Source organism: Bacillus sp. FSL P4-0334 (genome assembly GCF_038004825.1).
GTDB classification, from domain to species: Bacteria; Bacillota; Bacilli; order Bacillales; family Bacillaceae; genus Bacillus; species Bacillus velezensis.
Genome location: NZ_JBBORX010000001.1, coordinates 727490 through 753444 on the forward strand (window position 1 = coordinate 727490; position 25955 = coordinate 753444).

29 protein-coding genes and 1 pseudogene are annotated in these 25955 nt (G+C 46.9%); 12 read left to right on the forward strand and 18 right to left on the reverse strand.

Going from position 1 to position 25955, the window contains the following annotated elements; genetic code table 11:
* Position 1 precedes the first annotated feature (1 nt).
* Entirely contained in the window at positions 2–262 is a 261-nt protein-coding gene (gene ywcE / locus NSQ37_RS03750; protein WP_003150937.1) for a spore morphogenesis/germination protein YwcE, read from the forward strand.
* Between the two features lie 43 nt (positions 263–305).
* On the opposite strand, the gene qoxD is transcribed toward ywcE, so the two are convergent.
* From qoxD to qoxA, 4 genes are read right to left on the reverse strand one after another with little or no spacing between them, the layout of a single operon-like run.
* On the reverse strand, positions 306–674 hold the full coding sequence (qoxD, locus tag NSQ37_RS03755; protein WP_007614576.1) for a cytochrome aa3 quinol oxidase subunit IV: 369 nt from the start codon (positions 672–674) through the stop codon (positions 306–308).
* 1 nt (position 675) lies between these two features.
* Positions 676–1290, reverse strand: a complete 615-nt coding sequence (qoxC, locus tag NSQ37_RS03760) for a cytochrome aa3 quinol oxidase subunit III (protein ID WP_003150930.1) — start codon at positions 1288–1290, stop codon at positions 676–678.
* Positions 1291–1304: 14 nt separating this feature from the next.
* Complete coding sequence (gene qoxB, locus NSQ37_RS03765; RefSeq protein WP_012118743.1) at positions 1305–3254, reverse strand: cytochrome aa3 quinol oxidase subunit I; 1950 nt, start codon at positions 3252–3254, stop codon at positions 1305–1307.
* A 27-nt stretch (positions 3255–3281) separates the two neighbouring features.
* A complete protein-coding gene (gene qoxA, locus NSQ37_RS03770) occupies positions 3282–4247 on the reverse strand; it encodes a cytochrome aa3 quinol oxidase subunit II (protein ID WP_087920812.1) in 966 nt (321 codons plus the stop codon).
* Between the two features lie 502 nt (positions 4248–4749).
* Here qoxA and NSQ37_RS03775 point away from each other — a divergent pair.
* Positions 4750–4995, forward strand: coding sequence for a GlsB/YeaQ/YmgE family stress response membrane protein (locus NSQ37_RS03775; RefSeq protein ID WP_003150926.1), 246 nt, complete (start codon positions 4750–4752; stop codon positions 4993–4995).
* Positions 4996–5013: 18 nt separating this feature from the next.
* Here the strand turns inward: NSQ37_RS03775 and galT are convergent, their stop codons facing one another.
* From galT to NSQ37_RS03795, 4 genes are all read right to left on the reverse strand, one after another.
* The gene (gene galT / locus NSQ37_RS03780; protein ID WP_341123234.1) at positions 5014–6555 is read right to left on the reverse strand and encodes a UDP-glucose--hexose-1-phosphate uridylyltransferase; all 1542 of its coding nucleotides are present in this window, start codon (positions 6553–6555) and stop codon (positions 5014–5016) included.
* Positions 6545–7729: a galactokinase gene (locus tag NSQ37_RS03785; protein WP_169509900.1), complete on the reverse strand. Its 1185-nt coding sequence runs from the start codon at positions 7727–7729 to the stop codon at positions 6545–6547. Before NSQ37_RS03785 ends, galT begins: the two co-directional genes overlap by 11 nt.
* A gap of 51 nt (positions 7730–7780) precedes the next feature.
* The gene (locus NSQ37_RS03790) at positions 7781–8167 is read right to left on the reverse strand and encodes a GtrA family protein (RefSeq protein ID WP_042635745.1); all 387 of its coding nucleotides are present in this window, start codon (positions 8165–8167) and stop codon (positions 7781–7783) included.
* A gap of 79 nt (positions 8168–8246) precedes the next feature.
* Positions 8247–8870: a TetR/AcrR family transcriptional regulator gene (locus NSQ37_RS03795; RefSeq protein WP_015240820.1), complete on the reverse strand. Its 624-nt coding sequence runs from the start codon at positions 8868–8870 to the stop codon at positions 8247–8249.
* A gap of 335 nt (positions 8871–9205) precedes the next feature.
* Between NSQ37_RS03795 and NSQ37_RS03800 the strand changes: the two genes are divergently transcribed.
* From NSQ37_RS03800 to NSQ37_RS03810, 3 genes are all read left to right on the forward strand, one after another.
* Entirely contained in the window at positions 9206–9367 is a 162-nt protein-coding gene (locus tag NSQ37_RS03800; RefSeq protein ID WP_003150917.1) for an anti-repressor SinI family protein, read from the forward strand.
* 216 nt (positions 9368–9583) lie between these two features.
* Entirely contained in the window at positions 9584–10264 is a 681-nt protein-coding gene (locus NSQ37_RS03805) for a class I SAM-dependent methyltransferase (protein ID WP_337681131.1), read from the forward strand.
* Positions 10264–10938 (forward strand): glycosyltransferase family protein, encoded by a 675-nt coding sequence (locus NSQ37_RS03810; protein WP_020958014.1) that lies wholly within the window; start codon positions 10264–10266, stop codon positions 10936–10938. The genes NSQ37_RS03805 and NSQ37_RS03810 overlap by 1 nt, the downstream gene beginning before the upstream one ends.
* 20 nt (positions 10939–10958) lie before the next feature.
* Here the strand turns inward: NSQ37_RS03810 and NSQ37_RS03815 are convergent, their stop codons facing one another.
* The 6 genes and pseudogenes from NSQ37_RS03815 to cidR form a co-directional block, all read right to left on the reverse strand.
* Positions 10959–11561, reverse strand: a complete 603-nt coding sequence (locus tag NSQ37_RS03815; RefSeq protein ID WP_326146375.1) for a DsbA family oxidoreductase — start codon at positions 11559–11561, stop codon at positions 10959–10961.
* 85 nt (positions 11562–11646) lie between these two features.
* Positions 11647–12903 carry an iron uptake transporter deferrochelatase/peroxidase subunit gene (gene efeB, locus NSQ37_RS03820; protein WP_059367556.1) on the reverse strand — a complete coding sequence of 419 codons (1257 nt, stop codon included), beginning with the start codon at positions 12901–12903 and terminating at the stop codon, positions 11647–11649.
* Positions 12904–12921: 18 nt separating this feature from the next.
* A pseudogene (locus NSQ37_RS03825) lies at positions 12922–13241 on the reverse strand (Efem/EfeO family lipoprotein); the annotation flags it as partial.
* 75 nt (positions 13242–13316) lie between these two features.
* Entirely contained in the window at positions 13317–13991 is a 675-nt protein-coding gene (thiE, locus tag NSQ37_RS03830) for a thiamine phosphate synthase (protein WP_039063815.1), read from the reverse strand.
* Entirely contained in the window at positions 13988–14806 is an 819-nt protein-coding gene (gene thiM, locus NSQ37_RS03835; protein ID WP_167340923.1) for a hydroxyethylthiazole kinase, read from the reverse strand. Before thiM ends, thiE begins: the two co-directional genes overlap by 4 nt.
* A 2-nt stretch (positions 14807–14808) precedes the next feature.
* Positions 14809–15717 (reverse strand): cidABC operon transcriptional activator CidR, encoded by a 909-nt coding sequence (gene cidR, locus NSQ37_RS03840; protein WP_003150908.1) that lies wholly within the window; start codon positions 15715–15717, stop codon positions 14809–14811.
* 106 nt (positions 15718–15823) lie between these two features.
* On the opposite strand from cidR, the gene NSQ37_RS03845 reads away from it, so the two are divergent.
* The 5 genes from NSQ37_RS03845 (at position 15824) to NSQ37_RS03865 (ending at position 19000) form a co-directional block, all read left to right on the forward strand.
* Complete coding sequence (locus NSQ37_RS03845) at positions 15824–16210, forward strand: CidA/LrgA family holin-like protein (protein ID WP_007407725.1); 387 nt, start codon at positions 15824–15826, stop codon at positions 16208–16210.
* Positions 16192–16872 carry a CidB/LrgB family autolysis modulator gene (locus NSQ37_RS03850; RefSeq protein ID WP_015240826.1) on the forward strand — a complete coding sequence of 227 codons (681 nt, stop codon included), beginning with the start codon at positions 16192–16194 and terminating at the stop codon, positions 16870–16872. The genes NSQ37_RS03845 and NSQ37_RS03850 overlap by 19 nt, the downstream gene beginning before the upstream one ends.
* A gap of 127 nt (positions 16873–16999) precedes the next feature.
* Complete coding sequence (locus NSQ37_RS03855; RefSeq protein WP_003150901.1) at positions 17000–17194, forward strand: YwbE family protein; 195 nt, start codon at positions 17000–17002, stop codon at positions 17192–17194.
* Between the two features lie 155 nt (positions 17195–17349).
* A complete protein-coding gene (locus NSQ37_RS03860) occupies positions 17350–18111 on the forward strand; it encodes a MerR family transcriptional regulator (RefSeq protein ID WP_099567293.1) in 762 nt (253 codons plus the stop codon).
* A gap of 46 nt (positions 18112–18157) precedes the next feature.
* A complete protein-coding gene (locus NSQ37_RS03865; RefSeq protein ID WP_326133998.1) occupies positions 18158–19000 on the forward strand; it encodes a DUF2268 domain-containing protein in 843 nt (280 codons plus the stop codon).
* Between the two features lie 82 nt (positions 19001–19082).
* Here the strand turns inward: NSQ37_RS03865 and NSQ37_RS03870 are convergent, their stop codons facing one another.
* The gene (locus tag NSQ37_RS03870) at positions 19083–20270 is read right to left on the reverse strand and encodes a class I SAM-dependent rRNA methyltransferase (protein ID WP_326161309.1); all 1188 of its coding nucleotides are present in this window, start codon (positions 20268–20270) and stop codon (positions 19083–19085) included.
* A gap of 94 nt (positions 20271–20364) precedes the next feature.
* Between NSQ37_RS03870 and NSQ37_RS03875 the strand changes: the two genes are divergently transcribed.
* Positions 20365–20748, forward strand: coding sequence for a VOC family protein (locus NSQ37_RS03875; RefSeq protein WP_341123240.1), 384 nt, complete (start codon positions 20365–20367; stop codon positions 20746–20748).
* A gap of 28 nt (positions 20749–20776) precedes the next feature.
* Here NSQ37_RS03875 and celB read toward each other — a convergent pair whose 3' ends face one another.
* A complete protein-coding gene (celB, locus tag NSQ37_RS03880) occupies positions 20777–22111 on the reverse strand; it encodes a PTS cellobiose transporter subunit IIC (protein WP_007407728.1) in 1335 nt (444 codons plus the stop codon).
* A 161-nt stretch (positions 22112–22272) separates the two neighbouring features.
* Here celB and NSQ37_RS03885 point away from each other — a divergent pair, with 161 nt between their 5' ends.
* Positions 22273–24018, forward strand: a complete 1746-nt coding sequence (locus NSQ37_RS03885) for a S8 family peptidase (RefSeq protein WP_335433093.1) — start codon at positions 22273–22275, stop codon at positions 24016–24018.
* A gap of 55 nt (positions 24019–24073) precedes the next feature.
* On the opposite strand, the gene NSQ37_RS03890 is transcribed toward NSQ37_RS03885, so the two are convergent.
* On the reverse strand, positions 24074–24934 hold the full coding sequence (locus NSQ37_RS03890) for a glycosyltransferase family 8 protein (protein ID WP_041482227.1): 861 nt from the start codon (positions 24932–24934) through the stop codon (positions 24074–24076).
* A gap of 259 nt (positions 24935–25193) precedes the next feature.
* On the reverse strand, positions 25194–25826 hold the full coding sequence (locus NSQ37_RS03895; RefSeq protein WP_015418501.1) for a GTP pyrophosphokinase: 633 nt from the start codon (positions 25824–25826) through the stop codon (positions 25194–25196).
* Positions 25827–25955 lie beyond the last annotated feature (129 nt).

The following is a 25955-nucleotide window of genomic DNA, read 5'->3' on the forward strand; positions in this document are numbered from 1 at the left end:
GATGGACATGTTTTTTGCTTATTTACTGGTCGCAAGCGCAACACCCCTCTTTATCTGGCTGGATAACAAAAAAGTCGCTCTTTCGGCCATACCGCCAATTATTCTCATGTGGGTTTTCTTCTACTTTTACGCAACCAGCAGCCTATCCCCTCTCGGCCACACACTTATGATCATCCTGTTTGCCGTCAACGTCATCGTTGCCCATATCGCCGCCTTTATCATTTACGGCCTTCCGCGCCTGCGCCGGAGAAGAAGCCAATAAAGGCACAAAAAACCCTCTTCGCATAAACGAAGAGGGTTTCTTTTTATTCCTGATGTTCGGAATGATGCTTCGCACCGCCAGGAGGGTTTCCATCCATATGGTCACCGTGATGGTAGTGCGCCGCAAAGATCCAGATGGAACCAAGGATGATAACAATCGCTCCGAAAAATCCGAAGAGCGTGTTTCCGACTTGAATTCCGCCGTTTTCGCTTTCTGTCATGTGCATGAACATGAGAAGCTGAAGACCGGCTTGGATAAATGCGAATCCGAAAATGATCCAGAGTTTTGCTGATGAGCTTAAATCCGTATATACCGCAACCCAAAGGGCCAGCAGGGTCAGAATAATAGACAACGCAAAACCTACGATATGCTTCCACGGAAAGTGGCTGTGTTCAGCAGATTTGTTTGCCATATTATAGTCCCCCCAATCCGATGAGATAGACGCCTGTAAAGATGAAGATCCAAACAACGTCTAAGAAGTGCCAGTATAAACTTGAGATAAAGATTTTTGAAGACGTCTGCGGCGTTAATCCGCGTTTCTTCAATTGCAGTAAGATGCCGGCAATCCAGAAGATACCGATCGTTACGTGCGTTCCGTGCGTTCCCAGAAGGACGAAGAATCCAGACCAGAAAGCACTTGTACCGAGAGATGCTCCTTCATGTACATAGTGGATGAACTCGTTAAGCTCACATCCGACGAAGCCCGCGCCAAGAAGAAGCGTAATGATCGTCCAAATGACGACGCCTTTTAAACTTCCGCGACGCATTTCATGAACAGCGATCCCGCAGGTGAAACTGCTGATCAGAAGCAGGAATGTCATGATCATGACAAGCTTCACTTCAAATAATTCAGCCGGTAAGACTCCTCCTGCTGTTCTTCTTTGAAGAACGAAGAAGGTTGCAAATAGTGTTGAGAACAACACAATCTCTGCCCCTAAAAAGATCCAAAACCCGAGAATATTGAGTCTGCCGGTTTCAGATTGATATTCCATAGGCGCGTTAGAATTGCCGTGTTCTGCATGTTCCATAAATCACGCCTCCTTTATTCGGAAATCTTTCTTTCCGTCTCTTTTATTTCTTCAACAGGTATATAGTAGCCATTGTCATATTCAAATGAACGAAGCACCATGCAAAGCAGAATGCCGATCAAGCCGACAATGCCCATCCAGAACCATTCAAATACAAGTCCGAAGCCTGCAATACCGAACGCCACTGACATAATAAGCGGTCTTCCGGAGTTGTGCGGCATATGGATTTTCTTGAACTTGCTTTCCGGATGAATATCCGTTTTGTCTTCTTTCAATTGCAGGTACGCATCTTGAGATTTCACTTCAGGAAGCACCGCAAAGTTGTAATGCGGCGGAATCGCAGATGAAGTCGCCCACTCAAGCGTACGTCCCACGCCCCATGAATCTCCGCTGATCTCGCGAGTAGAGTAGCGGAAGCTGTAGTAGATGTTGTAGCAAAGGATTAAGAATCCGACACCCATCATGAAGGCTCCGACAGTTGAAATAAAATTCAATGCAGTCCATCCGTCATTCGGTCCGTATGTGTAAATACGGCGAGGCATACCTTGCAGCCCCAAGAAGTATTGAGGGAAGAAACATACATTAAATCCGATCATAAAGATCCAGAAGAACCATTTTCCGATTCTTTCGTTCAGCTTGTGGCCGAACATTTTCGGATACCAGAAAATAAATCCTGCGAAACATGCAAATACCGTACCCGCGATCAGCACATAGTGGAAGTGAGATACGAGGAAGTACGTATTATGGTATTGATAATCCGCTGCAGCCATCGCAAGCATAACCCCTGTTACCCCGCCGACAACGAAGTTCGGGATAAACGCGAGCGCCCACAGCATCGGTGTTGTAAAACTGATCCGGCCTTTATACATCGTAAAGAGCCAGTTAAAGATTTTAACCCCGGTCGGAACCGAAATCGCCATCGTTGTAATCGAGAAGAAAGAGTTAACAGACGCACTGTTCCCCATTGTGAAGAAGTGGTGAGTCCATACAAGGAAACTCAGGACGGAAATGGCGATAATTGAGCCGACCATCGCTTTGTAACCGAATAACTGCTTTCTTGCAAACGCTGAAATAATTTCAGAGAAAATACCGAATGCCGGTAAGATAACGATATATACTTCAGGGTGTCCCCAAATCCAGAACAAGTTAGCCCAAAGCATCGGCATACCGCCGGCTTCCAGCGTGAAAAAGTGAGCGCCGAACAAACGGTCAAATGATAACAGCGCCAATGCCACTGTCAAAACAGGGAAGGCGAATACGATAATAACCATTGTAATCAGCGTCGTCCATGTAAACATCGGCATACGCATCAGCGTCATGCCTTTCGTACGCATTTTCAGGATCGTCACCATAAAGTTGATACCCGTCATCAGCGTACCGATACCGGCAATCTGAAGACCGAGCAGGTAGAAGTTCTCACCAGGCCCGGGACTCATGTCGTTGCTTGCCAGCGGCATGTAACTCGTCCAGCCTGCGTTCGGAGAACCTCCGATAACGAAAGAAATATTGAAAAGCATCGCACCTACGAAGAACGTCCAGAAACTCAGGTTGTTCAAGTAAGGGAATGCTACGTCGCGCGCACCGATCTGCAAAGGTACGACAACGTTGATCAGACCGATTAAAAACGGCATCGCCATGAAGATAATCATGATCGTACCGTGAGTCGTAAAGATCTCATTATAGTGGTTTGAGTCTAAAAAACTGTTATTAGGAAGCGCTAACTGGGCGCGCATCATCAAGCCGTCGACCCCGCCGCGGAACAGCATGATAACAGCAGAGATAATGTACATGATTCCAAGTTTCTTATGGTCTACAGACGTCAGCCATTCAGACCAGAGCCATTTCCACTTTTTGAAGTATGTGAGTACAACGATGATAGCGATAGTGGAAAGCGCAATGGAAACTTGTGCGCCCAGAATTAATGGGTCACCTGTTACAAAAAATTCATCCCATCTCAATTTCATTCGGGCTTCCTCCTTTCTTGTTCAATTTCAATCTTGTTTATCGTCGGATACTTTAAATTCGTTTTTCTTTACATTTTCCCACGGATCTGTTTTAGAGTGCGGTGATACGGCTTTGTAGCCAAGGCGTTTGCGCGCCTCCATCGCATATTCGGCATCTTGGCCGTGGTCAACGTATTTTAAGTGTGTAGAAGAGAACGTTAATTTACCGACATTCTCCGGAAGCATCAGTTCGTCATACTTCTCTTTCGTCAGCTTTGGAGAATCGCTTTGGGCTTTTTTCACCCAGCTGTTAAAGTCTTTTTGCGTAACAGCTTTTACGTTGAATTTCTGGTCGGCAAAGTGTTCGCCGGTGAAGTTCGCGTTGCGGCCTTCATATGTTCCCACTTTGTCAGCCTGTAAGTATTGATCCATCAGCATTCCCGCCATCGCGTATTTTTGCCCCCCAAGCTGAGGAATCCATAGCGATGCCATTGAATCGGCTGAAGAAATTTTAAATAAAACCGGACGGTCTACAGGAATGTTCAGGTAGTTAACCGTCTCAATATCCTGCTCTGGGTAGCTGAATACCCATTTCCAGTCTACCGAAGTAGCATAAACAACAAGAGGCTCTTTATCCTTTGTCGCTTCAGGCGCTTTTTCTAACGAATATATCGTCTGTACGGTAGGCACAGAAAGTGCAATAACAATTAAAATTGGGATCACTGTCCAGACTACTTCTAAGAACGTGTTGCCGTGCATCTCGGGCTTGTAATTTCCGCTGTCTTTGCCTTTGCGGTCGCGGTATTTCACTAAAATGATTGTAAATAGTACGAATACGACGCCGACAATGAACAGCATAAATCCGATTGACAAGAGAATCAGATCTTTCTGCTGGTCTGCTACAGGTCCTTTCGGATCTAAAACGGAAATGTCGCTGCATCCGCCCAGTACGAAAACAACAGCCAACATCGCTATTAAAAGTAACGGTTTAAATGCTCTGAACAAGAAGATCACCATCCTTCCTATTGATGTAGTGAATCTGAAATGTACTTTCTCAAAATCTTTTCTCTATCTACCTTGTTATGCTATCAAAATCTGCCCTTATTAGCTTTATTTTTTTCTAAAGTTCATCTTTTTTTCGACCTAATGTCACAAAATCGTCAAAAAATGCATGAACTTTTTCCACTTGCGCAAATCAAACATAAAAAGTTTTAGATCATTTAGCATATATAGAGAAAAAAGATAGTGAGAACGAATAATACCAAATAAAGGTTTACCATAATAAAAAACGCTGGTCAACAAAAAGTTTCATTTTGTTAAACATTCTACAAAAGAAATATTTTTTCCTTTGCTCACACCTTTTCACACGGTTTCCATTTTAACGCAACGCATTATGAAAAAAAAGACCGGAACGCGCCTTGATATGTTCATTATAAAAAACACATTTATATGTTTAATATGGACAAAACGAAGGAAACATATAGGCATAAATAATAAAAAATAGGAAGTGATATTTATGGGTTTTATCGTATCTCTGATTGTCGCTATTATTATCGGCTGGATCGGAAGTTTATTTGTAAAAGGCAGTATGCCCGGGGGAATCATCGGGTCAATGATCGCCGGTCTGATCGGCGCATGGATCGGGCACGGACTGCTCGGCACATGGGGTCCTCACCTTGCCGGCTTTGCCATTATTCCGGCAATCATCGGAGCTGCGATCGTGGTGTTCTTATTCAGCCTGATCGCCAGAAGCAGAGGATAAAAAAAAAAGCCTCGTCCCTTATGGGATGGGGCTTTTTTCCGGTAGAGCGCCCAAATGGCGGATAAACCGCCGGAAAGCCGCTCTGCCTTCTTCTGTTTGTTTAAAGACGCCGGCATGCTCCAGTATCCGCGCAAAGGCATGGCCGATTTCCTCTTTCAGAATCTGTTCCGCGTTTTCTTTCGTTACCTTCCGCTTATGCAGCACACTGAGCGCCCAATCTTTATGCGCTGCCGCAGAAGGGTCTGCCGTTAAGACCGCTTCCGGGTCCGGTGAGCACAGCGCTTCAGCCGTGTATTTCATTTCTTGTTCAAGGCGGCCCGGCAGAATCGCAAGCCCCATTACCTCAATCAGTCCGATATTTTCTTTTTTCAGGTGATGAACTTCCTGATGGGGATGAAAAATTCCCAGCGGATGCTCATCAGAGGTGCGGTTATTTCTGAGGACGAGATCTAATTCGAATAAACCGTTTCTCCGCCGGGCAATCGGCGTAATTGTATTGTGCGGTGTTTCTCCTGAATGGGCGAGGAGATCAGCCGCCTCATCGGAATAACCGCGCCACGCCCGCAGGATGGCATCCGCCGCGCCGGAAAGCTCAGACGCACTCTCGCTTTGCAGGCGGATGACCGACATCGGCCACTTCACAATTCCCAACACCGTTTTCGGATAGTCAGGCAGCCTGTACCGGCTTTCTGTCTCCGCCCGCGCCATCGGGAATTCATAATTGCCCCCCTGAAAATGGTCGTGGCTTAAAATACTGCCGCCGACAATCGGCAGATCAGCATTGGAACCGAGAAAATAATGAGGATACTGGCTGACGAACGACAGCAGCCGGTCAAACGTTTTTTTGCTGATCTTCATCGGTTCGTGCCGGTCTTTCAAAACGATGCAATGCTCCCGGTAATACACATACGGAGAAAATTGCAGAAACCACTGCTCATCGCCGAGAATTACCGGAATGACACGAAGGTTTTGACGCGCCGGGTGATCCGGTCTCCCCTCGTACCCGACATTTTCTTTACAAAGAACACATCTCGGATAATCGGATTGAGGCTGCTCTTTGGCAGCGGCAATTGCTTTCGGATCTTTTTCCGGTTTTGAAAGGTTGATCGTGATGTCCAGCTTTCCGTAAGCCGTCTCAGCCGTCCACCCGGCATTCCGCTTTATTCTGTCCGAACGGATATAATACACATCCTCTGAAAATCGGTAAAACGCCTTTGTCGCCTGCTCCGGTCCGTGCACCGCCTTTGTTTCTTCAAAACGACGGACAATCTCGGACGGCTGCGGGGCAAAGCAGCCCATGATCTTCGCGCTCAGCAGGTCGCGATAGGTGTCTGTATCGGCTGCAATCCGGCCCGTTTCTGCCGCCCATTCATAAATCGGGGCCAATAAGTCCGGCAATGATGCCGCCGATACATTTTCTTTCTGTTCTGAAACCTCCGGATGGGTGATATGCAAAGCTTCATACAAACGGTTTCTCGTATATTCAATATCAAGAAATGAAATCAGCTCTTTTTGCAATCCGTACCGGATTAAACGTTCCACTTGCCGCTCAATTGCCATCGTCATCCCCCTTTAGTTCTCTCGCTCCGGCTCCGACATCCGCCGTGTAAAAGTCAGCTTTTCTCCCTGTCTTTTCCTCATAGCGGGCCCCTGCCGTTTCAATAAAATCCGAAACCGCATCGTCCTTGACGATACTGACTGTACAGCCGCCAAAACCGGCTCCCGTCATCCTTGATCCGATCACCCCGCCGTGGCGCCAGGCCGCTTCAGCCAGTGTATCCAGCTCATGACTCGTCACCTCGTAGTCATCGCGTAAAGAGAGATGCGAATCCCTCATTAATTCACCGATATGATGAAGCTGATTGTTACTGAACATGTCGGCGGCCTCTATTGTGCGGTGATTTTCATAGACGGCGTGTTTCGCCCGGCGTCTGTTCACTTCATTCTGAATCAGCTCCGCATGAGCGTCAAAAGCGGAAGGGGTCAGCTCTCCCAGTGATTGAACGGAAAGATGCTTCTGAAGATCACAAAGCGCTTCCCCGCACTCCTTGAGCCTCGTATTATAGCCTGAGTCTGCAAGCGTTCGTTTTTTATTGGTATTTGCAATAACGATCGACAGCCCCGACAGCCCGAGTTTTGTATATTCAAAGCTGAGCGTCCCGCAATTCAGCAGAATGGCATGATGTTTCTTTCCCATTCCGATGGCGAATTGATCCATTATTCCGCAGCTGACGCCGATAAAGGAATTTTCCGCCGTCTGAGCGAGCTTCACCAAGTCGAGCATATCCGCCTTAAGCTCATGGCATTCCTTGAGAATGACCGCCGTAACAAGTTCAATCGAAGCCGAAGATGACAGCCCCGCTCCGTTCGGGATATTTCCCCAGAACACAATATCGAAGCCGTGCGGAAGGGAAAAACCGCTGCCGAGACACTCTGCCATGACCCCTTTCGGATAATTGGCCCACCCGTCCTCTTTTTGATAACGGATATTATCGAGACTGCATTCCTTTATGCCCGCATCTTTAAAATGATGAGAGTACATTCTGACGAGCCTGTCCCCTCTCTCCCGAACGGCTGCGTATGTACCGATCGTCAGCGCGCACGGAAAGACGTGGCCCCCGTTATAATCCGTATGCTCTCCGATGAGATTCACTCTGCCGGGCGCAAAGAAAATGCGCAGGTCCTCCGTTTCCCCGAATACATCAGCAAACGCTTTCTTTATTTTGTGCTTCATACGCATCCCCTTTCACTATTACACTTTCCCCCGGGGCGCGGAAAGAAACCGTTATGAAACGCCCTCTTCTTTCGCTTTTCTGAAGACGATCCACTTGCTGGCCGCATAGTTGACGACTACGATAATGACGTTATCGGCGATTTTCGCCAACGTTTCGTTCATATGAAATTGACTGACCAGAAGAATCATCATGGCGAGATCGATGGCGAGAGACAATACCCGCACGCTGAAAAAGGCCGTCAATTCTTTCATCAGACTCCGCATCCCCGCGGTCTTTTGCTGAAATACATACAGTTTATTCGTGACATATGCAAATAGAACGGACAGAACCCAAGCAGCGACAGTCGCCGCCTTGTAATCCATCTCAAATGCCGACGTCAGAAAGTAAAAACTGACGATATTCACGATGGTCGTGAATATCCCCATAATGATATACATCATAATTTCTCTGTAGCGCATGGCAGTTCCTCGCTTTCTGAAAGACTTTTCTAAACCTTTTGTCAAATCAAGAAGAACGTTACCCTGATTTTCTGCCGCTGACAAAAACATAGAGCGCGTCAAACATGCTGCGGAAAGTAACCGGCCTTCCCAGCACATTGGATTGCTTAATCATCCCGTCGATGAGCGCGCACATCATGTTAGCGGTATGCTCGGTATCTATATGGTCTTCTATTAAATTTCTCGATTTGAGCCAATTTATGTACATGGTGCTTTCTTCTATCCATAACTTATAAAGACGGATATAAGCTTCATATTCACTGACGACTTTGTAAGTAGGCATATGGACGGCAAAAGACACAACATTCCAGGCAGGCTTGCTGTTTACAAACCGCATCAGCAGGCTGGCCGCGCTTGCCGCAGCTTCACAAAGCGTCAACGGCTGCGCTTTTTGCTTTTCTAATTCATCGAGATAGCCGGTGATGATCCTTTTTTTAATCTGACGCCTGTCTAATAAATGCTTCAGAAAATCTTCCTTGCTTTCAAAATGAACGTAAAACGCGCCTTTGCTGAAACCCGCCGCTTTACTGATGTCATCGATTGAGACTGAATCGTAAGCTCTTTCAATCAGGAGATGAAGGCCTGCGTCAATAAAACTTTCAAATGTTTCTTCTCTCTTAATTTGAAATTTGTTTTTTTTCATTTTTTACCCCAGCTGTTTGATCATTCACTTTATCTTACACCGAATCATTCTTTTGCGGTATTTTTTATGCAAAAAGAATATGCTAGTCGACGCTTTGAGGGTAAATGTTAATAGGTCATATGATTTATTTTTATTTGCATACTATCCAGTCAGTATTTATTTGTTTATTATTATACGTAAGAATTCTTGAAGGATTTTGGTTATTTCAGTCATTTTCTTAGGGAATAGGTAGGTGAATTCATCTTCAATTTGGGATTACCGGCCAACTATGTGTGATATTTGTTATACATTGGCTGCTGTAGCTGGGCAAATCAATTTTTCAATTGGAGGTTCTTATGAAAACTCATGTAATGAAAGATATAGATCAAGATTGGCAATTGTTAATTCAAGAGGCTAGAATCATGGGTTTGCACATTGACGATGTGAGGCGCTTCTTAAATACTGAAAAAGCGGTGAAGAAAAAAACACCAATGAAAAACACCATCCGCCAGCGGTAAGATTACAGGCGGATCCTTTTACTATATGACCTGCCACAGTCCGCCCGCACCCGAGTTTTCAAAGGAACATCCGCAATAAGAGGGGAATCAGAGAACAAACCGTATACCGGACAACCATTCCCGTCCGTATTCCGCAATTGAACAGCCAAACATGGTGATATGAGATCCCCCCGCTGCATATCTTGTGTATATGCCCATTTATGAGGTGATACACAGATGGATACGAATCCCTATTATGATGAAAAACAACAGAACTACTACGAAGGCCTGAATCCTTATTTATTGAACAAAATAGACGAAAACTGGCGGACAGTGCTTGATGTCGGCTGCGGCACAGGCAATTTAGGAGCGGCGATCGAAGACCGCGGAATAACGGTTTACGGCATTGAAGCGTATCCCGAAGCCGCAAAAAAGGCGGAAAGCAAATTGAGCCACGTGCTTTGCGGCGACATTGAATCCGCCATTCTTCCGTACGAATCAGAACAATTCGACTGCATGCTGTTCGGAGACGTTCTTGAGCATCTTATCGATCCGTGGTCCGTGCTGAAAAAGCTTCGTCCTTATGTAAAAAAAGACGGCACGGTGCTTGCATGCATACCGAATGTCGGCCACATCTCAGTGGTGCTGGAGCTTTTAGCCGGCAAATGGACTTACAGTGACGCCGGATTAATGGATCAGACCCACCTGCGTTTTTTTACCCGTGAAGAGACGCTTTCATTATTTAAAGCCGCCGGTTATGAGGTGAAACGCATTGAGGCGATCCGCGTTGATCACCCCTCTTATCACAAAGCCATCGCAGCATTGCACGAAGTATGCATACAGCTTGGCATAAGGCATGACTTTATGGCAGAAGCATCGGCGTATCAATATGTGATTGAGGCCGAGAGGAGCATGTAATGGATTCACATTCATTTCTGTTTGTCGTCTGTGTGAATGACGAGCCGCTCTACTCCCGGTGCAAGAGCCATATCATGCAGCTTACCGTCCCCCCATCATACTCCGTTGATATCATGCCGATATACGATTCAGCAAGCATGGCCTCGTCCTACAACAAAGCGCTGAGACACCCCTCCAAATATAAAATTTATCTGCATCAGGATACCTTTATCATTCATCAGCATTTCCTTCATGACATGCTTCATATCTTTCAATCTCATCAGGAGCTCGGCCTTCTCGGTGTCGCCGGCTGCAAAACCCTGCCGCCGAACGGTATTTGGTGGGAAAGCGGAGAGCGGATGGGAAAAGTGATTGAATACCGGGGGAATGCTTATCACCCGCTGGACTTTGAGCACGGCGATGAAGACGGCCTGTTTACGCCCGCTGACGCCATTGACGGCTTGTTAATGGCGGCTCAATATGACGTGGAGTGGCGGGAGGATTTGTTTCGCGGCTTTCATTTTTACGACACATCACAGTCGCTTGAATTTCAAAAACACGGCTATCAAGTCGGCGTCGCCTGCCAGAAAGACCCTTGGTGCCTTCATTTTTGCGGCGACTCATTTGACGCCGCGGCATATGAAGCGGACAGACAAACATTTGTCAAACACTATATGGCAAAGCCCTCTCGCTGATCGAGAGGGCTTTTTTCGGGTTAACGTTTATTCAGTTCCCGCTCAATGATTTGTTCAAAGGTTTCCTTTCCCGCCGCGCCAGGGATTCTCTCATCGCCGATGATAAACGTCGGCACTGCCGTAATGCCGGCTTCCTCATAAGCATGGCGGAGCGCTTCCCGCTGTACGTGTCTGTACGCTCTTGTCTCAAGCGCCTCTTTAAAGGGAGCGCCGTCAAGTCCGGCTTCTTCCGCAAGCTTTGTCAGCACGCCAACGTCACCGATATTTTGCTCTTCCTGAAAGAACGCCTGAAAAACGCGTGTATGGTATTCGCTTCCTTTCCCATGTTCCTTTGCGAAATGAAAGCCTTCAAATGCCAAATCCGTGTAAGGATGCGGTGACACGCGGGGGAACGTGATTTCAACGCCTAACGACTGCGCCATCGGCTCAATGGAGTTTTTCCACATCTGCCGCTTGGCGGGATCATTCACCGGATCAAGTTTCGGCGAGGGGCTCGGACGCAATTCAAACGGCATCCATTCCACCTGTACGTCCTTGTCCTTGATTGCTTCTTCAAACGCCGCTTTGCCGACAAAGCAAAACGGACATACATAATCAGAATATACTTTAATCTGCAGTGTCATTGTAAGTCTCCTTTCCTTTTCATTTTAAGTTGTAACACATATAGTTACAAGTGTTTTTTTAAAAACACCCTCCATATGGAAGGTGTCACGATTCCAGCAGCCTTTGGGCGATATATTCTCCTTTTTTACAGCCGCCGGGACAGGCGAATAAGGAAGAGCCGATCGTTTGTGTGTATTCATTCAACGCATCCTTTGCCGCCAAAGCCTTCAGCATCGGGACAAATTGGCGGTCCGGGTCTTTTTGAAAGCAGATAAACAGCAGCCCTGCGTCAACATAGCCCGTCTTTGGATCAATTCCGTCCGTATAGGAAAATGCCCGGCGCAGAATCTGTCTGCCGGTTGATTTTGCCACGCTGACATGCGAGTCGGCGGGAATTTGATTCAGCTTCACGGGATCGGTTTCCTTTTTTTGTCCGAAAGGCGCGCCCGAGCTTTTCACCCGTCCGAACGTGTCCTCTTGTTCCTTCAAGGATGAACGGTCCCATATATCTAAAAACATCTTAATTTTCCTAAACGCCATGTACGTGCCGCCCGTCATCCAGTCCGGCTCTCCTGATTGAACCCAAACGATCGAATTCATCAGGTTTTCATCCTTCGTGCTTTGGTTGCCGGTGCCGTCTTTGAATCCGAAGAGGTTGCGCGGTGTTTCCCCGTTTTTCCCGCCGCTTAAGAAACCTTTATTGAGAAAGCGGACTTCGCACACCCCCGATGCCTGTTTCATCAGGTTGCGCACCGCGTGAAACGCCGTTTGTTCATTATCCGCGCAGACCTGTATGACGATATCACCGCCGCCTTGTTTCTTATCAAGCTTGTCGTTAGGCATCGGCGGAATATCGGCGAGGTGCTTCGGTTTTTTATCTTTCAGTCCGAAGCGGTCCTTCCCGTCTTTCTCGAAAAACCCGGGGCCGAAGCCGAAGGTAACGGTCAAATTCGCCGGTGCCAGATCCTGCGACTCCCCGGTATCCTGCGGAGGCATATATTTATTTTTCTGTTCGCCCGACGGGACGGCGCCTGAAGTCAGCAGCTGCGTCAGGCTTGTCCATTGTTTGAAAAGGGAGATGACATCGGCTTTGTCGCTTGACATGACATTAAGCGCCGCAAAATACACATACGTCTGATGCGCCGTTGTGATTCCTGCTTGGTGCTTCCCGTAAAAAGGAACGATTTGATCACGATCCCTTTTTTCATCATTTTTCTTTGAAGCGGTGGCCGCCGGTTTGAAGAGCGGGGCGAGTCCTCCGAGGCCGCTCGCTCCGACAGCGACGGCGGCGCCCGCGACGGCGCCCCACTTCAGGACATCCCGTCTGTGGATCTGTTTTTCCTTGTTTTGTTCATCGCTCATGCTGCGTCTTAACTCCTTTTAAAGCACATCGGCAATCTTCGACATGGTTTCAGAAAGAGCCGTCAGCTTCGTGCTTATCTCTCTGATTTGATCTGTACTTAATGTATCACAAGACATATACGATTGATCGCACGTTTTGTATTTCGACATCAAAACTTCAAATTCGCTGAATTCCGCATCAAGTTTTTCCGTGATCTCGAAATGATCTCTCACTGCGAGCTTTTCACTGTTTCGTAGAGGGCTTTTAAGCCTTCGGCGCCGGCGGTGATTGGTTCAGTCATCACTTTGAGCGAAGCGATAGAGCCGTCAAACACTTCGGTCGATATTGCAAGCTGATTGCCCTGTTCTTGACATACGGCTTATATTCTCCAAGTCCGTCACTGCCTTTTTGCGCACACAGAAAAAGGGCCGCCCTATCGGGACAGCCCTGCTTTGGAGCGCCGAATTTCCTCTGAAAACTTCCGCGCCGCCGCTTTTGGATCTTCGGCTTGGCTGATGGCGCTGATCATGCTGACGCCGTCTGCACCCGCTTCAATGACGGGCGCCGCGTTGTCAGCCGTAATGCCGCCGATTCCTACAATCGGAATGGTGATGCCCTGACGCCGCACCTCTTCAATCAATGTAACGCCCTGCACGGCTTCAGCATCTTTTTTTGTTTCGGTCGGATAGACCGGGCCCATTCCGACGTAATCGGCTCCGGCTTCTTCCGCCCGCTTCACCTCGGAGACGTTATGTGCCGACACACCGAGAATCATATCGCCGATTGCCGCTCTCGTTTCTTCGGCGTCTGCGTCATCCTGCCCGATATGCACTCCGTCCGCCTCAAGGCGCAAGGCCAATTCGACATCATCATTAATGATGAAAGGAATCCCGGCCTGCCTGCAGACATCCTGCACCCGCTTCGCGAACAGAACACGTTCCTCCCCTGTTAAAGAACCGCTCCCCTTTTCCCGAAATTGAAAAAGCGTAGCGCCGCCCTCAATGGCTTTTTTCACCACGGAAACGGGGTCTGCGCTTGTATTGTTTGATCCCATAATAAAATAAACCGATAACATATCCTTCATCATTTCCCGAGAAATACGCGTCATTTTTCTATCACCCTTTCAATTGCGGCAAGCTCGGCCGCTTCTTGTTCTGAGATGCTTGCCAGCTTGTTTAAAAGCTCAATCTGGAAGCTGCCCGGCCCCTTATGGGAGGTGTCCAGAGCGGCAAGCTGAGCGGCGCTTCCGTATACAGAAACGGCTGAAACGGCCGCTTGCAGAACGTCCTGCTCCGCTGCGCAGAAGGCTCCGATTACAGACGTCAGCAGGCATCCCGCCCCCGTCACCTTCGTCAGCAGTTTATCACCGTTATGTACGGCGTATGTGTCGTCGCCGTCGGAGATGACGTCGGTTTTTCCGGTAATCGCAATGACCGTCTTCAGCCCGCTTGCAGCCGTCTTTGCGAGCTGAACCACATCTCCTCCGGCTTCCCCCGCATCCACGCCTTTTATCTTCCAATCAGGGGCGCCGGCAATATTGGCGATTTCCGCGGCATTTCCGCGAATGGCGGACAAGCGGACCTCCTGTATGATCTTGCTGGCTGATGCCGTCCGAAACGGCGTGGCGCCGGCGCCTACCGGATCAAAAATGACCGGAACGCCGTTTTCATTGGCCGATTTTCCGGCTGCGATCATAGCTTCAACCGACGCCGAACTGAGGGTGCCTATATTCAGGACGAGCGCTCCTGCGATTTTCGCCATGTCGGCTGCCTCCTCAATTGCATAAGCCATAACGGGCGATGCGCCGAGCGCGAGCAGTCCGTTAGCGGTGAAGTTCGTGACGACATTATTGGTGATACTGTGAACGAGCGGGTTTTGATCCCGCACTTTACTCAAGTGTTGAGCTGCGGTTTGTGCGTCCATGCTTAATCATCCTTTTTTCTCTTTTTCGGATTCCATAAATACGATTTCGTATGCTCCAGCCAGGCTCTGGCGGCAAAGGACATATAGCGGTCTTTCCGCCAAATGATGGCTAAATGCCACGGAATGACCGGATGAACGAGCGGAATGGTTCTGACTTTGTCCGGATCAAGACCGCGGCAGATTCTTTCCGGCAAGAGGCCGATACCGAGATTGGCGGATACCATTTCGCTGATAAAGTCCCACTGTGACGTTTCATAAATGACGTGCGGCCTGAATCCGGCTTTCACGCATTCCGTCATAATTCGATTATGAAGGACAAAATCCTCCCTGAAAAATATGAACGGCTCTTCTTTTAATTCGTGAAGACTGCATTCTTTCTCGTCAGCGAGCCGATGTGACGGATGGACGACGAGCATAAGGGTTTCCTTGACGATTGTGAACGTATGAAAAATCTCTTCATTTGCGGGAAGCACGACGACCCCGATATCAAGCGAGCCGTCCTCCACCCCTTGCTGCACTTTAATAGAGCCGTCCTCAACAAGCTGAAACGTCACATCGGGATATGTGACGCGGAAGTCACCGAGCACTCTCGGGAAAAAGCCGGACCCGATCATCGGCGGAAGACCAATGCGGACGTGCCCTTTCTTCACTTCCATAATATCGTTCAGCTCTGACGTCAGGTTTTGGAATGACTTTGTGATTTCCTGCGCCTGCACATACATGCTCTGCCCGGCGTCAGTCAGTTCAACTTGCCGGCCATTGCGGTAAAACAGCTTAATGCCGAGCTCCGTCTCCAGGTTTTTAATCATTTTTGAGATTGTCGGCTGTGAAACATACAGCGACTGTGAAGCCTTCGTAAAGCTTTTCAAACGGGCCACTTCCAAAAAATACGTTAAGTGCCGGATATCCATTACATTTCATCCTTTCTATAGACAAAAGGAATACACATTATTCTTTATATGTATTTTACCTATAGCAAAACCTTCTGTACAATATAAATATAAGGGAGGCATCATTATGAAAAAATTGCTGCTTACCGTTATTCAAATCGCTCTGCTGTTTATATTTGCGCGTCTGATCAATTGGGTCACGGCGGCTCTTCATATAAATATTCCCGGCAGTATAATCGGGATTGTGATTCTTTTCACATTATTGCATTTCAAGATTATCAAACTTGAATGGATTGAGCTTGGCGCAGCATGGCTCCTCGGTGAGCTGCTGCTGTTTTTCATCCCGTCTGCCGTCGGAGTGATTGAATACGGAGATATTATGTCTAAATTCGGCGTAAGCATTTTACTTGTCGTCGTCATCAGCACATTTGTCGTGATGGTTTCAACAGGTACGCTTACACAGCTGATAGCAAAAAGAAAGGAGAAAAAACAAACGTGTTCATCGGAGTCATAAGTTTATTCTTAACTGTCTTAGTATATTTGGGCGCGAAAAAACTCTACATTCGTTTTCCGCGGGTGTATACGTCGCCGCTTCTGATTACGCCCGCTGTTTTGGTCGTACTGCTGCTTCTTGTCAATGTCCCGTATCAGACATACAATCTCGGCGGCGGACTGCTGACCGATATGCTTCAGCCGGCAACAGTGGCGTTCGCCATCCCGCTTTATAAATATTTCCCGATTTTAAAGAAATACGCCGTGGAAATTATTTTGAACGTAGCGGTCGGTTCATGTATCGCCATTCTGTCAACGGCCTTTATCGCGAAATGGTTCCATCTCGGCAGCAGCTTAGTCGACAGTCTCGTGCCGCGATCCGTGACGACGCCGATTGCCATGAACGTTTCAGAAATGATCGGCGGGATGCCGGCCGTTACAGCGGTTTTCGTCATTTTAACGGCTTTATTGGGAACGATCATCGGGCCGATGGTCATCCGCTATTTCCGCATTGATAACGAAATTGCCCGGGGCGTGCTGCTCGGAACTAGCGCGCACGGAGCGGGAACATCTAAAGCATTTGAGCTCAGCTCCGTATCAGGAACGATCTCAAGCGTGTCCATGATTCTCGCCGCAATTATGACGCTGTGCGCGGCCCCGATTTTGCTTTCGTTTATGTCATAAAAGACTGCTCCTTACAGAGCGGTCTTTTTTATTTGCCACTCAGATGGATTTGTCTGTCCTTCATAAAAAGACGAAAACACGATATGATAAGATATGAAGTGAAAAGACTGAAGAACGGATGTGTCATATGAACGGCCAGCAGCGAAGCAGCATCAGAAAAGGACTTGAAGTCGATATCGTCCTGAAAGCCGATCAGCGTTCAGGAAAGCTGACAAGAGGAATCGTGAAGGATATTTTGACGAACTCAAGCTTCCACCCGCGCGGCATTAAGGTCCGCCTTGAAGACGGACGAATCGGCCGGGTGCAGCACATTATTGAATAGAAAAAAGCCGGAGCTTCACGCCCGGCTTTTTTTCTTTAATTTCAGCAATGAAATCCTCATATGTTCTTACTTTATATACAAAAAATCTTTAACCAACTATTGACTCTTACGTTGCGTAATACTTTAGAGTAGCCATTAAGGAGGCGGCAAACGTGATGGGTATGAAAGTAAAAGAAGTAGCTGAACTGATTGGAGTAAGCATACGTACTCTCCATCATTACGATCAAATCGGATTATTGACTCCTCAGGAAACGACCGATTCCGGTTATCGGCTTTATTCTGAAGAGAATCTTGAACAGCTGCAGCAGATACTATTTTTCAAGGAGCTCGATTTCTCCTTAAAAGAGATTAAAGAAATCATTAATAGTCCTTCATTTAACCGAAGGGAGGCATTAATTTTACAAAAGAAAATGTTGATTGAGAAACGGAATAGAGTCGATAAAATGATTGAAACCATCGATAAATCAATCAAACATTTGATGGGAGAGATTAGCATGACGAACAAAGAGCGGTTTGAGGGAATGAACTTCAATCATAATCTTTATGAACAAGAAGCTCGCAAACGGTGGGGTGATCAACCTGTCGATAAGGTAAATATTAGATTGAAAAACATGACTGATGGTGAGCAAAAAGATTTATCTGATAAGTGGACTGCAATGTTCAATAAATTTGCACTCCTTATTAACCAATCTCCCAAGTCCCCAGACGTACAAACAGCTATCAAAGAGTGGTTTGATTTTCTCAATGAAAATTTTGGTGAATATTCTTTTGATGCCTTTTACGGATTAGGTCAACTCTATATTGAAGATAAACGCTTCACTAAGAACATCGATCAGTATGGTGAAGGGTTGGCGAAGCTCATGAGTGATGCCATTACAATTTATATAGATCATCAAAAAAAGGGTGGTACCCATTAAAATCATTATCGAGGATACAATTGGGCAATACGAAACGTTATTTTCAATGATTGAAAATAGAGAAGATTATTATCGGTATTCAATGATGAAACCTTTTGAAGATATGTGGAAAAAGATGAATGTTCCCTTAAAGGCAAAGCAACCTAACGGATATGATGTAATCATGGCTACAAATATGCTGGGCTATCTGAGCATATTTGATACGGAAACCGGAAGAAAAGCATTAGAGAATTTAAAAGAAATTCAAGCTCTTCAAATTGCATATGGCACTTTAACTCATTGTGTAGAATTTATCAAACAAAACCGCTTAAAAATAAATGCTGATGAAATAAGGTTTGGGATGTATCTGGCCAATCAAAAAAAGCTTGAGTTACATAGAGGGTATTGTGGATTCGGAGGAATTCCGGGATTTATTCAAGTTTCAATATTCCCCAATTCTTATAACATACCGAGACTGCCTGCTGTAATCGCACATGAATTTCATCATAATATTCGTTTTTCGTATTTCAATTGGGATTATGGGAACGTAACGGTTGGTGATTACTTAATTATAGAGGGGTTGGCAGAATCGTTTGCCAAAGAACTTTACGGAGAAGCTCTGTTAGGTCCTTGGGTTACTTCTTTTGAAAAAGAAGACTTAGAATACTCAAAAGAAATCATCAAAGACTCGTTAAATAAGAAAGGGTTTGCTGAGGTCAGCAGTTACATGTTTGGTGACACCTTTGCAGCCGAACAAGGTTATCAGCCTGTCGGCTTATCACCGTTTGCAGGTTATGCGGTTGGCTACCAAGCGGTGCAATCCTTCATGAAAGCCAACAATGTGGGGATTAGTGAGGCCACTTTACTTAGCACAGATGAGATACTAAGTAATAGCGGGTTGTTTCTTTAAGATATGAAGATTATTTTATCCCGTATTAACGCGATGAAAGAGGGTTTTCTTTTCCCCTCTTTCCACGCTATAAATGGTCATTCTATTTTTTCCGCAAGAAAACAACCTTCAAATAGTTCCCTTCTTTAAACGCGGGAATCGTTTTGAAATCTTCCGGAAGCGTGTATTCTTCCAAAATGTCGTAATGCTCATTTGTTTCTTTAAAGGCGGTCTCTATAAAGCCTTTAAATTTCTTCATATTGAAGGCGCTGCTGTTTGTCGAAGCGACGATGATGCCGTTTTTTGCGGTGATGGCGATCGTTTCCTTCAGCAGATTTTTATAATCTTTCGCCGCGCTGAACGTCCGTTTTTTTGTGCGGGCGAAAGAAGGCGGATCAAGGATGATGAGGTCAAACTCCAGCCCTTTTTTCTCCGCATAGCCGAAGTATTTGAAAACATCCATGACTTTAATGTCATGCGCCTCATAATCAATTCCGTTGGCGCTGAACTGTTCAATCGTTTTTGCGAGACTGCGGTTGGCGACATCGACGCTGGTCGTTTTCTCAGCTCCTCCAAGCGCCGCCGCAACGGAAAATGCCCCCGTATAAGAGAACGTATTCAGCACCCGTCTGCCGTTTGCATACTTGTCCCGAATCGCTTTGCGCACATGACGCTGGTCTAAGAAAATGCCCGTCATCGCCCCGTCGTTTAAATCCACCGCGTACCGTATGCCGTTTTCTTGAACAATGACCGGAAAATCTCCTCTTTCGCCTTTGACAAAATCGTCGTCTTCCACGTATTGCCCGGCAGTATCGAATCGTTTCTTTTCATAGATCGCTTTATAAGAAAGCTCCAGTCCGTCAATCGCCTCAATCATGCTGTCCTTATAAGCGTAAATGCCTTTACTGTACCATTGAATCAGCAGATAACCATCATAAAAGTCAATCGTGACGCCGCCGATGCCGTCGCCCTCACCGTTGAACAGCCGGAACGCCGTCGTGTCGGGCGCCTTAAACAGATGGGCTCTTGCTTCAGCCGCTTTTTTCAGCTTGTCCAGAAAGAAACGTCCGTCGATCCGTTCATCTCTCGCGCGTGACAGCACCCAGCCGACTCCTTTATTCTGCAAACCGTAATAGCCTTTTCCGATAAACTCACCCTTCTCGGATGTCACATCAAAAAGATCGCCCTCTGTTAAATGAGCAGAGCTTCCGGACAGAGCGTCTTTTTCAATCAGGGGGAATCCTTTTTTCAGCTTTCCGGCAAATGTATCTTTCACTGTAAGTAGCTTCATTGTGCATTCCTCTTTCGTTTTGCTTTCTCTTATCGTACCATAAAACATGATCAACACCGCATTGTCCCGAAAAATTCAAAACAGGGGGAAAACCATGACAGCCAAAAGAATCGACCATACAGGCATTATGGTCAAAGATATTGAAACATCCATCGCCTTTTATCAAGACGTTCTCGGTATGCAGTTAAAGGATCGTATCACTCATACGAACGGCATTATTGAACTTGCCTTTCTCGGCTTTCAGGAAGGGCCGGAGACAGAAATTGAGCTGATCAAGGGCTACAGCAGCGAGCTTCCCGCAGAAGGAAAAGTCCACCACTTCGCTTTATTAACTGAAGATATCGCGGCGGAGTTCACGCATGCGAAGCGTCAGGGCGCCGTATTTATCGATAAAGAAATCACGACGCTTCCGAACGGGTACCGCTACTTTTACATTGAAGGACCTGACGGCGAATGGATTGAATTTTTCCAGCGTTAAAAAAAACGGGCGAAAGCGCCCGTTTTTTTTATGTTTCTTCAGTGACGTTTTGTTCCGCCGCCCGTTCCTCTCTCCATTTTTGAAGATCCCAAATTCGGAAAAACGGATAATAGATGATAAATGTAATCAGGAGATTGATCAGCTGCATGACCGAACCGGAGATTTTCCCGCCCGTCGCTAAATAACCGGAAATCAGCGGCGGCATCGTCCACGGCACGGCGATTCCCGCCGGTTTTGCCACCATCCCCGTGCTCATCCCGATGTACGTCGCCGTAATGGTCAAGAGCGGCGCAATGATAAAGGGCACGATTAATAGCGGATTCATGACGAGCGGCATCCCGAAAATAATCGGTTCGTTAATGTTAAAAATCGCGGGCCCGATGCCGAGACGGCCGAGCTGTTTCATCTGTTTGCTTCTGGAGCGCACAAGCATGGTCAGCACAAGGGCAAGCGTCGCTCCGCTTCCGCCGACATTAATCCATATTTGAAAGAACTGTGTCGTAAAAATGCTCGGCAGCGCTTCTCCCGCCTGAAAAGCCAAACGGTTGGCGTCCATCGCCCCGTACCAGATCGGCGACATGACGCCGCCGATAATGGACGCGCCGTGTATGCCGCACGACCAAAGCAGCATTTGCACGAATTCGGCGATAAGACTTCCGCCGAGACTCCCGCCCAGAATAGACAGCGGGGTGCCCAGCAGATCGCCTACGACATTGTGGAGGCTTTTAAAAGGAGTTATTTCAATAAACAGACGGGCCAGCCATACAAGCGTAATAATAATGAAACCGGGGATGAGCGCAACGAACGATTTGCTGACCGCAGGCGGCACTCCGTCAGGCATTTTAATGACGATATTTCTTTGTATGATAAACCGGTACACTTCCGTAGACAGCATTGCAATGATCATCGCGACAAACAGACCTTTGCTTCCGAGCAGCGAAATCGGAATGCCGCCTCCCACCATAATCTCTGTTGCCGAGCCGTCAGGAATAAACGGAATCTGATACGGCGTCGCCAATAAAAAGGCGGCAAGGGCAATGGCTCCCGACGACAGGGCATCCACCTCATAGCTTTCCGCAAGCCGGTAGGCAATCCCAAAGGCGGCGACAAGCGCCATAATATCAAAGGACGCATTCACGGGATACCCGAGCTTTTCAACCCAATTTTCACCGAAAAGACCAGCCATAAAATCGGCATAACCGGGAATCGGAAGACTCGTCAGAATCAGAAAAACCGATCCGATGATGATAAGCGGCATAGTCAAAATAATGCCGTCCCGCAAAGCTCTTAAGTGCCTTTGGCCGGCGACTTTTCCGGCGACAGGCATGATTTTTTCTTCCATGACCCGATTGAACGTACTCATTTATCAAAAACCCCCTTTTTGAGTTCATTGCGCAGATGTCTTAAAGCATTTTCTCCATCATATTTTGGAAACGCTTACATTTGCATACAGAAATTTTCCTTATCCCTCAGGAAAAAAAGAATTCCGCACTGCCGATATATAAAGAAAAAGGGGGAATCACAATGTATCACACCCTGAAACCGATAATGGCCGCGGCCTTGTGCGCCGGCCTGTTCTCCGCCGCGGCGCCCGCGCACGCCGAGACGCACGACCGGGACGTTATCGTGGTGTACAAAAATCAAAACGGCAAGGAATCCGCCATAGACAGCAGAGCGGATGTGGAACAGACCTATCAGCATCTCCCGGCAGTCGCCGTGTCAGCCGATTCACAAACGGTGAAAGACCTGAAACAGGACCCTGACATCTTATATGTAGAAGACAATGTATCCTTTCAGGCAGCAGGCGGTTCTGATATCCGCCCGTTATCAGCGGTCCAAAGCAGCAGTTACGCGCTGCCGCAATGGGATATAGAACCGACTCAGGTCAAGCAGGCGTGGAAAGAAGGCTTGACGGGAAAAAAGGTGAAAGTGGCTGTCATTGACAGCGGCATTTATCCTCATGATGATCTGTCCATTGCGGGAGGCTATTCCGCAGTCAGCTATACTTCCTCATACAAAGATGACAACGGACACGGGACGCATGTCGCCGGAATCATTGCGGCCAAACATGACGGAGACGGCATTGACGGCATCGCGCCGGATGTCCGGTTATATGCGGTTAAAGCATTAGACAGAAAGGGTGCAGGGGATCTTAAAAGCCTTCTTAAAGCGATCGACTGGTCGATCGCCAACAAAATGGACATCATCAATATGAGCCTCGGAACTAACGCAGACAGCAAAATTCTTCACGACGCCGTAGACAAAGCATACAAAAAAGGAATCGTGATCGTAGCCGCCGCAGGAAACGACGGCAACAAAAAACCCGTCAATTATCCGGGTGCCTACAGCAGCGTAACGGCAGTCTCAGCGTCAACTGAAAAAAACGGGCTCGCGGCTTTTTCCACGACCGGAAAACAAATTGAGTTTACCGCACCCGGCACCAATATTACGAGCACGTATCTGAACCAAATGTACGCCACGGCTGACGGCACATCTCAAGCCGCGCCCCACGTCACCGGCATGTTCGCGCTGCTCAGGCAGAAATATCCCGAGGAAACAAATACACAGCTCCGGCAGCAGATGCAGCAAAACGTCAAAGATCTGGGCGCTCCCGGACGTGACAGCCGATTTGGGTACGGCCTGGTGCAATATCATGTAAAGCAAAAGAGCTATGCCGAACGGGCCGTAATAAAAGCGGAAAAGACGAAAAAACAGGCAGATATCAATCAAGCAAAAATTGCCGTCAGCAAGCTGTCCAAGTCAAAGGGAAAAACCGCTCTCGAGTCCCGGATCAATAAAGTTCAGACGGCAAGAAATGTGACGGACGCAAGATACAAAGTCCGGACTGCCGAAAAACAAAAGAAAAAAACCGCCGTCAATGCCGCACAAAGCGCCATTCGCAAATTACCGGCCGGTTCAGAGAAAAAAGGGCTGCAAAAGCGGCTTAACGCTGTCAACTCAAGCCTTTTGAAAACAGCTGAGGCCAGCGTCAAGCAGGCGGAAAAAAAGACCTCTGAGGCCAGCACCGCAAAAGCCCAAAAAGCAGTCAGCGAAATCCAGCCGGGAAAAGAAAAAAACGCTCTGGAAAAACGGCTTGACCGGATAAAAGATAAACTCAACCGGCAGCAGGCTAGAGACAAAGTAAAAACGGCTGAAAAAACCAAGACGAAAAAAGCAAAATCAGCGGCGCAAACGGCAGTCAGCCGATTGAAGCCGTCTGCCGAAAAGACCAGCCTGCAAAAACGCGTGCGTGCGATTCGGGTGAAATAGCAAAAAAACGCTTATGAGCCGGATAACGGCTTCACAAGCGTTTCATCACACCTGCCTATTGGTTCATGGCCGGGCGGTCGATCGTGTTCCATTTCGTATAGGACATATATCGGAAATAATGATCACGATACGGGTGCGAGGTGCCTGTATTCCAAGGCTTGTCACTGCCGCAGAAATGGACGATGGCCGGTTCGGCACGTGTTTCTCTGTAACGTATACGGTCGATCAGTTCAGGAGGCGTTTTCTCATTCATGATAATATGCGTCTGCGCGTTCCAGCGCGGATGCAGTTCATGCCATTGATCATATAAGATCGCGTTAAGCGCGTCCTGATCATGAAACACGAGAAAATCCTCCGAGCTGTTTTCGTTAATAAAATCAATCACCTTTTCGGAAATATTTTGTTTTCTCCAAGGTTCGAAATCTATAATCATAATACCGGAATTAAAATACTTGGCAGTGTCGCTGATATTCATTTTTTTCAGTCTTTCATGCTGTCCGGCGTCTTCTACCGCCGCAACTATTGCCGGGGAAATATCCAAGTCCCATAAAACCGAAATATCTTCCATCACAATTGCATCGCAATCAATGTAAATCATCCGCTTTACGGACTCATCCTTAATTAAATCAGGGATGGAAATGCGGTAATAAGCCGCTTTTGTAATGTGGCTGCTTTCGACTGCATGCTTGTATTGATCAGCGTCTACTTCTAAAAATTCAAGCGGCGTCCCGAATGACATCGCGGTCTGTTCAAGCTTGTCCTTGTTTTCGGCAGTAATTCCGCCGTCAATCACATATAATTTCGCATCCCTTGTTTTATCCATATTCATCAATAAAGAAGCGAACATCCCACCCAAATGACGAGCATAATGATCATCGGCACATGATACGATATGCATTGTTTCATTCTTTCCCACTGATATTCATCTCCCTTTTTGTTGTACAAATGTCTTTCCCTTTTTTTAAAAAGTAAACCTCGATCTTACACATTTTTTCTGCGGGAATGTGCTGTTTGCGATTTGATATCTATTGCATTCCCTGTTCAAATTCAATCAGGATTTCAGCCTGAATCATCGTCAGAATATATCGCGCAGGAAAGCGAAAACACGTAAACATAAAAACAACCAGCCGGACTGCATATAAAAGCGGTCCGGCTGGTTGTGATGCGTCAATCGTTTAATCGACTTCTTTCTTAATCCCAAGCATCTTTTCGTCTAAGTAATGGGCGATGTCCGCCGCTTCCTTCAGCTCGTCGGTCAGATGCTTTGGGACTTCGTTATTTAATTTGTAATAAATTTTATGTTCAAGACTCGCCCAAAAATCCATGGCGATGGTGCGGATTTGAATTTCCGCCTTCACATATTCCACACGATTCGTCAAATAAACGGGAATTTCAATAATCAAATGCAGGCTGCGGTAGCCGTTCGGCTTCGGTTGTTTGATATAATCCTTCACCTTTACGATCTTCAGGTCCTTATGCTGCTTCAAAACCTCAGCGACATTATAAATATCGGAAATAAAGGAACAGATAATCCTGACACCCGCAATATCATGAATATGCTCTTTCATTTCCTGCGTCGTCACATCACAGCCTTTGCGCATCAGTTTATTGACGATACTCTCAAAACTTTTCACGCGTGATTTTGTATGCTCGATCGGGTTATGCCCGTGAATCAGATTATATTCCTGGCTGATGATAGAAAACTTCGTATCCAGCTCATCTAAAGCGAATTTATAAACTAATAATTCATTTTTCCAATCTTCCATGACCGTTTTCAAATCATCCATATGGGCTGTTGACAAGTCCATTTTTTTCATCTCCTTGCTTTGCTGTCCGTATATAAGACGGGTCAGTCCGCGGTCAGGTTCTTTACAAAATCGTGAAGATTATGTCATAAAAAAAAGCAAATGCCGGTTATGGCATTTGCCCTTTCATTT